Source organism: Streptomyces boncukensis, assembly GCF_011045075.1.
GTDB lineage: Bacteria > Actinomycetota > Actinomycetes > Streptomycetales > Streptomycetaceae > Streptomyces > Streptomyces boncukensis.
Genome location: NZ_JAAKZZ010000322.1, coordinates 1 through 8,821 on the forward strand (window position 1 = coordinate 1; position 8,821 = coordinate 8,821).

An 8,821-nucleotide genomic window follows, 5' to 3' on the forward strand; every position below is an offset into this window, starting at 1 on the left:
CTCTCCCCCCGCATGACTCACTCCCAGGAGTACGCAGTGACCATCACCCAGCCGGATCTCAGCGTCTTCGAGACCGTGGAGTCGGAGGTGCGCAGCTACTGCCGTGGCTGGCCCACCATCTTCGACCGCGCCCAGGGCGCGCACATGTACGACGAGGACGGCCACAGCTACCTCGACTTCTTCGCCGGAGCGGGCACGCTCAACTACGGCCACAACAACCCGGTCCTCAAGCGCGCCCTGCTCGACTACCTGGAGCGCGACGGCGTCGTGCACGGCCTGGACATGTCCACCAGCGCCAAGCGCGCCTTCCTGGAGACCTTCCAGCAGACGGTGCTGGCGCCGCGCGGCATGAACCACAAGGTGATGTTCCCGGGCCCGACGGGCACGAACGCCGTGGAGGCGGCGCTGAAGCTGGCCCGCAAGGTCAAGGGCCGCGAGGCGATCGTGTCCTTCACCAACGCCTTCCACGGGATGTCGCTGGGCTCGCTCGCCGTCACCGGCAACGCCTTCAAGCGCGCGGGCGCCGGCATCCCGCTGGTGCACGGCACCCCGATGCCGTTCGACGACTACCTGGACGGCGCCACCCCGGACTTCATCTGGTTCGAACGGCTGCTGGAGGACCAGGGCTCCGGGCTGAACAAGCCCGCCGCCGTGATCGTCGAGACGGTGCAGGGCGAGGGCGGCATCAACGTCGCACGGGCCTCCTGGCTGCGCGCGCTGGCCGAGCTGTGCGAGCGGCACGACATGCTGCTGATCGTCGACGACATCCAGATGGGCTGCGGCCGGACCGGCGCCTTCTTCTCCTTCGAGGAGGCGGGCATCACCCCGGACATCATCACCCTGTCCAAGTCGATCGGCGGCTACGGGCTGCCGCTGGCGCTCGCGCTGTTCAAGCCGGAGCTGGACGTCTGGGAGCCGGGCGAGCACAACGGCACCTTCCGCGGCAACAACCCCGCCTTCGTGACGGCCACCGCCGCGCTGGAGACCTACTGGACCGACGGCCAGATGGAGAAGCAGACCCTGCAGCGCGGCGAGCAGGTCGAGACCGCGCTGCGCGCCATCGCCGAGGAACACGCCGCCGAGGTCGCCGACTTCCGCGGCCGCGGCCTGGTGTGGGGGCTGGAGTTCCACGCCAAGAGCCACGCGAACACGGTCGCCAAACGCGCCTTCGAGCTGGGGCTGCTGATCGAGACCTCGGGCCCGGAGAGCGAGGTCGTCAAGCTGCTCCCGTCGCTGACCATCACCCCCGAGGAGCTGGACGAGGGGCTGCGCATCCTCGCCAGGGCGGTCCGCGAGACCGTCTGACTCCCCCGCACGACCCGGCCCGCCCCGGCTGCCACTGGGGCGGGCCGCCCCCTTAATGGACCCCGAACGCGTACGAAACCCGCGCCGGGCCGGAAGAAAGGCACCCTCACACAGTGATCGTTCGTTCCTTCAAGGACATCGAGGGCACCGACCGCCATGTCAAGGCGGCCTCGGGCACCTGGGAGAGCAAGCGCATCGTGCTCGCGAAGGAGCGCGTCGGCTTCTCGCTGCACGAGACGGTGCTCTACGCGGGCACCGAGACCGACATGTGGTACGCGAACCACATCGAGGCCGTCGTGTGCGTGGAGGGCGAGGCCGAGCTGACCAACCGCGAGACCGGAGAGAAGCACATCATCACTCCGGGCACCATGTACTTGCTAGACGGGCACGAAAGGCACACCATGCGGATCAAAGAGGATTTCCGCTGCCTCTGTGTCTTCAACCCTCCGGTCACCGGCCGCGAGGACCACGACGAGAACGGGGTCTACCCCCTGCTCACCGAGCCCGAGCCCAGCGAGAGCTAGCGAGAAGCAGCAGAGGTCACAGAAAGGCCCGCCACAAGACAGCGATCCTTCAACAGAACAGGAGAGGAAGGCACCTTCATGACGACCGCACCCGAGCGCACCGCCGACCGGTACCCCACCCGAGGCACCAGCGAGGTCCTCATCGCCCGCGAGGATCCCGTCGTCTGGTCCGAACCGGGGACACCGGGGCCGATGACGGCCACCGACCTGTCGGCGTTCGAGCGGGACGGGTTCCTGGTACTCGACGAGCTGCTCGCGCCCGGGGAGCTCCCGGCGCTGCAGGCCGAGCTGGAGCGGCTGACCACCTCGGACGAGGTGAAGGCCGACCCCCGGTCCATCGTCGAGCCGAAGTCGAACGAGATCCGTTCCGTGTTCGAGGTGCACAAGCTCAGCGAGGTCTTCGCGAAGGTCGCGTCGGACCCGCGCGTGGTGGGCCGCGCCCGGCAGATCCTGGGCTCGGACGTCTACATCCACCAGTCCCGCATCAACGTCAAGCCCGGTTTCGGCGCCAGCGGCTTCTACTGGCACTCCGACTTCGAGACGTGGCACGCGGAGGACGGCCTGGCGGGGATGCGCACCGTCTCCCTGTCGATCGCCCTGACCGAGAACTACGCGTTCAACGGCAGCCTGATGCTGATGCCGGGCTCCCACAAGACGTACCTCGGCTGCGAGGGCGCGACGCCGAAGGACAACTACAAGCGGTCGCTGCAGATGCAGGACGCGGGCATCCCCTCGAACGAGGCGCTGGTGCGGCTCTCCGAGCAGTACGGAATCGGCCAGTGGACCGGCAAGGCGGGCTCCGCCGTGTGGTTCGACTGCAACACGATGCACGGCAGCGGGGACAACATCACCCCGTATCCGCGCAGCAACATCTTCTTCGTCTTCAACTCCGTGGAGAACGAGGCCGTGGAGCCCTTCGCGGCTCCCGTCCGGCGCCCCGAGTACATCGGCGCGCGGGACTTCACTCCGGTGCGGTAGCCGGCACACGGCGGGGAGGGGCGGGACGGAGCCGCCGTCCCGCCCCGTGTCGTGTCCGCCTCACCCGGCGGACAGCGCGTCGAGCGCCCGGTCCACGTCCGCCTCGGTGTTGTACAGGTGGAAGGAGGCGCGCAGATTGCCGTCCCGCTCCGCGAGAGTCACGCCGGCGGCGGCCAGCCGCGCGGCGGCCCCGTCGAGGCCCCGGACGGCGGCGACGGCGGAGTCGCCGGGGACGGGCTCGTGGCCGAGCCGGGCGAGGCCCTCCCGGAACCGGCGCGCCAGCGCGCGGTTGTGCGCGCCGACGGCGTCGGGACCGATCTCCTCGACCAGCGCGAGCGCGGGAGCCGCGCCGAGGTACGGCAGGAACGGCGGGCTCACGTCGTAGCGGCGCGCGTCGGCCGCGAACCGCTCCACGGGCCCGTAGACGCTCTCCCAGGGCCGCTCCCCCGCCATCCAGCCCGCCTGGAGCGGAAGGACGGCACGCGCCTGCTGGGCCTCCTCGGAGACGACCAGGAAGCAGGTGCCGCGCGGGCCGAGCAGCCACTTGTAGCCGGCGCACACCACGTAGTCGTAGTCGTCGGCGCACAGCGGGAACCAGCCGGCCGCCTGGGTGGCGTCGACGAGGACGCGCGCCCCGGCGCCCCGCGCCGCCTCCCGGACGGCCGCCAGGTCCGTGACCCGTCCGTCGGCCGACTGCACCGCGCTCACCGCGACGAGCGTGGTCGCGGGGTCCACGGACTCGGCCAGCCGGTCGAGGGGTGCGCTGCGCAGCTTGATGTCGTCCCGGACGGAGAACGGGGTGACCACGGAGCTGAAGTCGCCGTCGCAGACCAGGACCTCGGACCCGCCGGGCAGCGCGGCGGCGACCAGTCCGACGTGCACGGAGACGGCGCTGCCGAGCGCCACCCGCTCCGGCGTGGTGCCGACCAGGCGGGCGAAGGAGGCGCGCGCCAGGTCGGCGGTCTCGAAGTAGCCGGGCATGTCGACCCGGCCCGCGGCCATGCCGGTGGCGGCGTCGCGCACGGCGTCGACCGTACGGGCGGGAAGCAGGCCGTGCGACGAGGTGTTCAGATACGTGCTCTCGGGGCGGAACTCGGCGGCGAGCAGGGAGCGGGTGCCGGGATCGAAGCTGTCGTCCATGCCGACAGTCTTGCCCCCGGCGTCCGCCGCGTCTATGACAATTCCCCTTGCCGCACCGCCAAGATCGCCTTATTCCCCCAGGTCAGAGCGGTGGAAGGGGAGGGTATGCCCCGCCTGGGGCGCGCCTGGCGCCCCGCAGAGGCGCGGGGAACTGCGCGCGCGGCCACACCACCACCGCGGTCTGCGACGCACCGGCAGGGGCAGCCCCGGCCCGGTCGTCCCGAGAACCCCCGCGGAGCGTCAGGGCTCGCGGCGGCCGTCCACCCTGCGGGGCAGTCCGAGCGGGTTGTCGTCCCGCAGCTCGGGCGGCAGCAGCGGCTCGGGGGTGGACTGGTAGGCCACCGGCCGCAGCCAGCGCTCGATGGCCGTGGCCCCGACGGACGTCGAGGTGGAGGTGGTCGCCGGATAGGGCCCGCCGTGGTGCTGCGCGGGTGCGACGGCGACGCCGGTGGGCCAGCCGTTGACGAGCACGCGCCCGGCGAGCGGGGTGAGCGCGGCGACCAGCTCCGCCCCGGCGCCGCTGCCGCCCGCCGCCTCGGCGTCGCCGAGGTGCACGGTGGCGGTCAGGTTGCCGGGCAGCCGGGCGAGGACCGCGCGGGCCTCGGCGTCGTCGGCGTAGCGGGCGACGACGGTGACGGGGCCGAAGCACTCTTCCAGCAGCCGCTCGTGCGGTCCGCTGCCGGTCAGGTGCCGGGCCGCGACGGTGAGCACGCCCGCGCCGACCGTACGGTCGTCCGCGCCGCCGTGCCCCGGGCCGGCGGCCACGGGCGCCTCCACGCCCTCCAGCCCTGCGCGCTCGGCGACGCCGGCGAGGAACGCCTCCCGCATCCGCCCGTCCAGCAGCGGCCCCGGCTCCACCGCGCCGACGCTCTCGGCCAGCACACCGAGCAGCCGGTCGCCCGCCTCGCCCTCGGGGGCGAGGACCAGGCCGGGCTTGACGCAGAACTGCCCGGTGCCCAGGGTCATGGAGCCGGCGAGCCCCTTGCCGATCTCCTCGGCGCGCTCCCCGGCCGCCGCCGCGGTGACGAGGACGGGGTTGAGGGAGCCGAGTTCGCCGTGGAAGGGGATGGGGCGCTCGCGGGCCGCCGCCGCGTCGAAGAGCGCACGCCCGCCGCGCACCGAGCCGGTGAAGCCGGCGGCGGCGACCAGCGGGTGCTCGACCAGTGCCACGCCCGCCTCGAAGCCGTACACGACGGAGACGGTGTCCTCGGGCAGTCCGCACTCCGCGGCGGCGGCACGCAGCGCTCCGGCGCACAGCGCGGAGGTGGCCGGGTGGTCCGGGTGCGCCTTGACGACGACGGGGCAGCCGGCGGCGAGCGCGCTGGCGGTGTCGCCGCCGGGGACGGAGAAGGCCAGCGGGAAGTTGGAGGCGGCGTAGACGGCGACGACGCCGAGCGGGATCTTGTAGCGCCTGAGGTCGGGGCGGGGCGGGGCGAGCGACGGGTCGGCGTGGTCGATGATGACGCCGAGGTAGGCGCCGTCCTCGATCTCGTCCGCAAAAGCGCGCAGTTGGCCCGTCGTCCGGTTCAGCTCGCCGTCCAGCCGGGCGGTGCCCAGCGCGCTCTCCGCGTCGGCGGTCCGTACGATCTCCTCGCGCGCGGCTTCCAGTTGCGCGGCGCAGGCGCGCAGCAGTGCCACGCGCGCCGTGCGGTCGGCGAGCGCGGGGAGAGCCGCGTGGGCCGTCCGTACCGCCATGTCGACATCGGCCGCCGTGGCTTCGGTGGCGACCTGCTCGCGCTGCTTCCCGGTCCGGGGGTCAACGCTCCACACTGGTACTGCTGCCACCGATTCCTCCTGCCGGATCGTGCCTGCGACATGACATTGTTCGGTATCCTGAACAGCGTCCCTGTCAGTGAATTCCGCAGGGACTGTATGGCGGCGTGAACAGAGGGGTCAAGGTCGATGTCAGCTAGCGAGACGGGCGGTTCCCAGGTCAAGTCGGCCGTGCGGACGGTGGAACTGCTGGAGTTCTTCGCCGGGCGGCCCGGCATGCACGCCCTGGCCACCGTGCAGGAGGCCGTCGGGTATCCCAAGTCGAGCCTCTACATGCTGCTGCGCACCCTGGTGGACCTGGGCTGGGTGGAGACGGACGCGACGGGGACGCGGTACGGCATCGGCGTACGCGCACTGCTGGTCGGCACCTCGTACATCGACGGGGACGAAGTGGTCGCTGCGGCCAAGCCGACCCTCGACCGGCTGTCGGACGACACCACGGAGACCATCCACCTGGCGCGCCTGGACGGCACCAACGTCGTCTACCTCGCCACCCGTCAGTCGCAGCACTACCTGCGCCCCTTCACCCGGGTCGGACGGCGGCTGCCCGCGCACTCCACCTCGCTGGGCAAGGCCCTCCTGGCGACGTACCCGGACGAGCAGGTGCGCAAGATCCTGCCGGAGACCCTGGCGCAGCTCACCGAGCACACCCTCACCGACCGCGAGAAGCTCATCGAGGAACTGCACACCGTGCGGGAGCAGGGCTACGCGGTCGACCGCGAGGAGAACACCCTGGGGCTGCGCTGCTTCGGCGTCGCCGTCCCGTACCGCACGCCCGCGCGGGACGCGATCAGCTGCTCCGTGCCGGTGGCCCGGCTGACCCCCGCACACGAGCAGATGATCAAGGACGCCCTCTTCGACGCGCGGGAACGGCTGATCCACGCCACGCGCAGACTGTGACCGCACAATCACAGGATGCACAGCAGCGTCCCGCCCGCAGCGGCGTCCCGCCCCCGGCAGGCCCGGCGGGCTCCCCGCAGGCGGGCGCGGTTCGGCGTCGCCGCGGCCCTCGCCGCCGCCCTCGTCTGCGCCGCCGTACCGCACGCGCCGGCCGCCGCCGAGGCGGGCGACGGGCCGCCGTGGCGGCGGGGCGGGGAGCGGGTCCGCGTGGTGTCCTGGAACATCTTCCACGGCGGCCGGGACGCGGCGCTGGGCGGCCGGAAGAACCTCGCGCTGCTGCTCGACCAGGTCGTCGCGCTCGCCCCGGACGTCTTCTTCGCCGTCGAGACCTACGGCTCGGCCCGCGCCATCCGCACCGCCCTCACCGAGCGCGCGGGCCGGGGCGCCTACCACGCGGTGCAGGTCACCCGGGGGCCGCGGGGCCAGGGCAAGGACAACCTGTGGATCTTCACCCGGTACCGGGTGACCGAGACGTTCCCCCGGCCGCGCGGCGGGACCGTCACCGACTTCAACGTCGGCGGCGCCCGCGTCGAGCTGCCGGGCGGGCAGCGGGTCAACCTCGTCGACACCTGGATCGACTTCTCCCGGCCCTGGATCGGCCACCTGGTGAACGCCAATGTGAAGGCCGCACGGAAGGGCGAGCGGCCGCCGCACCCGCCGGCGCGCGTCGCGGCGGCCGAGCGCCGCACGCAGGCGCGGATGCTGCGGGACATCGTCCGCACCCAGCTTCCCGCCCTCCTCGGCGACGACCGCTCGCCCGTCCTGCTCGCGGGCGACCTCAACACCGTCCCGGCCTCCGACTGGTCGCAGCGGTGGGCGCACTGCGCCGGGCACCACGGGCTGGCGTACGGCCTGCGGGCGACGGACCTCCTCGCGTCCGCGGGGTTCCGCGACACCTACCGGGAGGCCAACCCCGATGTGTGCGCCGCGCCCGGCGGCACCTGGAACCCGCTGCGGCACGGCGCGCGCGGGCCGCTGGACAGGATCGACTACATCTTCGCGCGCGGAGCGCGGCTGCACACCGTCCGGTCGTTCACCGTCGGCAGCCGGCTGCCGCAGCACGAGCCCGGCCCGTTCTACTCCGACCACAGCGCCGTGGTCACCGATCTGACGGTGGGCTGAGAGGGCCTCCCCCGCGCGGCGGAGGCGGTTCACCGCCGGGCAGGAGGCGCGCCGCGCGCTGACCGGGGAGCGTGGGGGCACGACGCACTCCCCGCTCTCCGCCCTGCTCGCCCAGGTCCGGCACACTCAGTGGACGCCGGCCGGGCCGGTGCTCGGTGCACCGGGGCAGTGCGGGACGGAGAGCGAGAGGAGCGGCGCGTATGCGGCTGCGGCTGCGGGGCCGAGGGCTGGGACCGCGGCTCGGGCTGCGCTGGGTCCATCTGCTGCAGGGCGGCGCGCTGCTGATGCCGTACTTCCTGCTGATGACGGTGGTGCTCGGCGTCACGGGCAGGAAGGTGCAGCCCTTCGGCGGCCCGATGGACGGGCAGTTCCTCGCGTACGGGCTGTCGCTTCCGCTGGTCGCCGCGACCGCGCTGTTCCCGTTCATCCGCACCCTGGAGGCGACGACCGCGCGGGCCCTGTGCTGCCTGCCGGACGGGGTGCTGGTGGCGGAGCCCGCCGAGTCGTGGGCGGCCAAACGGCGTACGGCCGTGTGGTTCACCCTGCACGCCGGGCTGGGCGCGCTGGTGAGCGGCGCGACGCTGGCCATACCGCCCATGGCCGGGGTGCTGATCGCCCTCCCGTTCTCCGGGTGGCTGCAGGACAACGACTGGGGCTGGGGCCACAGCTCCGGCGGCGTCCTGCTGTGGACGTCCCCGCTGCTCGGGCTGGCGATGCTGGCGGCGCTGACGCTGTGCGCGTACGGCGTGGGCGCGCTGCTGGCGCACTGGGCGCCCACGCTGCTGGGCCCCACCCCGGCGGACCGGCTGGCGGCGGCCGAGCGACGCACCGCGGAGCTGGCGTCCCGCAACCGGCTCGCGCGCGAGCTGCACGACTCGGTCGGCCACGCGCTGAGCGCCGTGGGCCTCCAGGCGAGCGCGGCGCGCCGGCTGCTCGACTCCGCGCGGGACGCGGACCGGGCGTTCGTCCGGGGCGCGCTGGCGGCGATCGAGGACACCAGCCGGAGCGCGGTGGCGGAGCTGGACTCGGTGCTCGGCGTGCTGCGGGGCGGTGCGGACGCCGCGGGCGGGGGCGCGGGC

At 73.3% G+C, this 8,821-nt stretch carries 8 protein-coding genes; 6 read left to right on the top strand and 2 right to left on the bottom strand.

The window, feature by feature from the left end; all coding sequences use genetic code 11:
- Positions 1-36: 36 nt before the first annotated feature.
- The 3 genes from ectB (at position 37) to thpD (ending at position 2,807) form a co-directional block, all read left to right on the top strand.
- Complete coding sequence (gene ectB, locus G5C65_RS25155; protein WP_165301210.1) at positions 37-1,305, top strand: diaminobutyrate--2-oxoglutarate transaminase; 1,269 nt, start codon at positions 37-39, stop codon at positions 1,303-1,305.
- A 113-nt stretch (positions 1,306-1,418) separates the two neighbouring features.
- Complete coding sequence (locus G5C65_RS25160; protein ID WP_165301211.1) at positions 1,419-1,829, top strand: ectoine synthase; 411 nt, start codon at positions 1,419-1,421, stop codon at positions 1,827-1,829.
- Between the two features lie 78 nt (positions 1,830-1,907).
- On the top strand, positions 1,908-2,807 hold the full coding sequence (thpD, locus tag G5C65_RS25165; RefSeq protein ID WP_165301212.1) for an ectoine hydroxylase: 900 nt from the start codon (positions 1,908-1,910) through the stop codon (positions 2,805-2,807).
- A gap of 60 nt (positions 2,808-2,867) precedes the next feature.
- On the opposite strand, the gene G5C65_RS25170 is transcribed toward thpD, so the two are convergent.
- On the bottom strand, positions 2,868-3,947 hold the full coding sequence (locus G5C65_RS25170; protein WP_165301213.1) for an aminotransferase class V-fold PLP-dependent enzyme: 1,080 nt from the start codon (positions 3,945-3,947) through the stop codon (positions 2,868-2,870).
- Positions 3,948-4,187: 240 nt separating this feature from the next.
- Positions 4,188-5,717 carry an aldehyde dehydrogenase family protein gene (locus tag G5C65_RS25175; RefSeq protein WP_165301217.1) on the bottom strand — a complete coding sequence of 510 codons (1,530 nt, stop codon included), beginning with the start codon at positions 5,715-5,717 and terminating at the stop codon, positions 4,188-4,190.
- Between the two features lie 132 nt (positions 5,718-5,849).
- Here G5C65_RS25175 and G5C65_RS25180 point away from each other — a divergent pair, with 132 nt between their 5' ends.
- The 3 genes from G5C65_RS25180 to G5C65_RS25190 all read left to right on the top strand — a co-directional run.
- Positions 5,850-6,620 carry an IclR family transcriptional regulator gene (locus G5C65_RS25180; protein ID WP_165301214.1) on the top strand — a complete coding sequence of 257 codons (771 nt, stop codon included), beginning with the start codon at positions 5,850-5,852 and terminating at the stop codon, positions 6,618-6,620.
- Between the two features lie 15 nt (positions 6,621-6,635).
- Positions 6,636-7,742, top strand: coding sequence for an endonuclease/exonuclease/phosphatase family protein (locus G5C65_RS25185; protein WP_165301215.1), 1,107 nt, complete (start codon positions 6,636-6,638; stop codon positions 7,740-7,742).
- A gap of 200 nt (positions 7,743-7,942) precedes the next feature.
- Positions 7,943-8,821, top strand: an 879-nt coding sequence (locus G5C65_RS25190) for a sensor histidine kinase (protein WP_165301216.1), incomplete at its 3' end; no start/stop codon positions are given.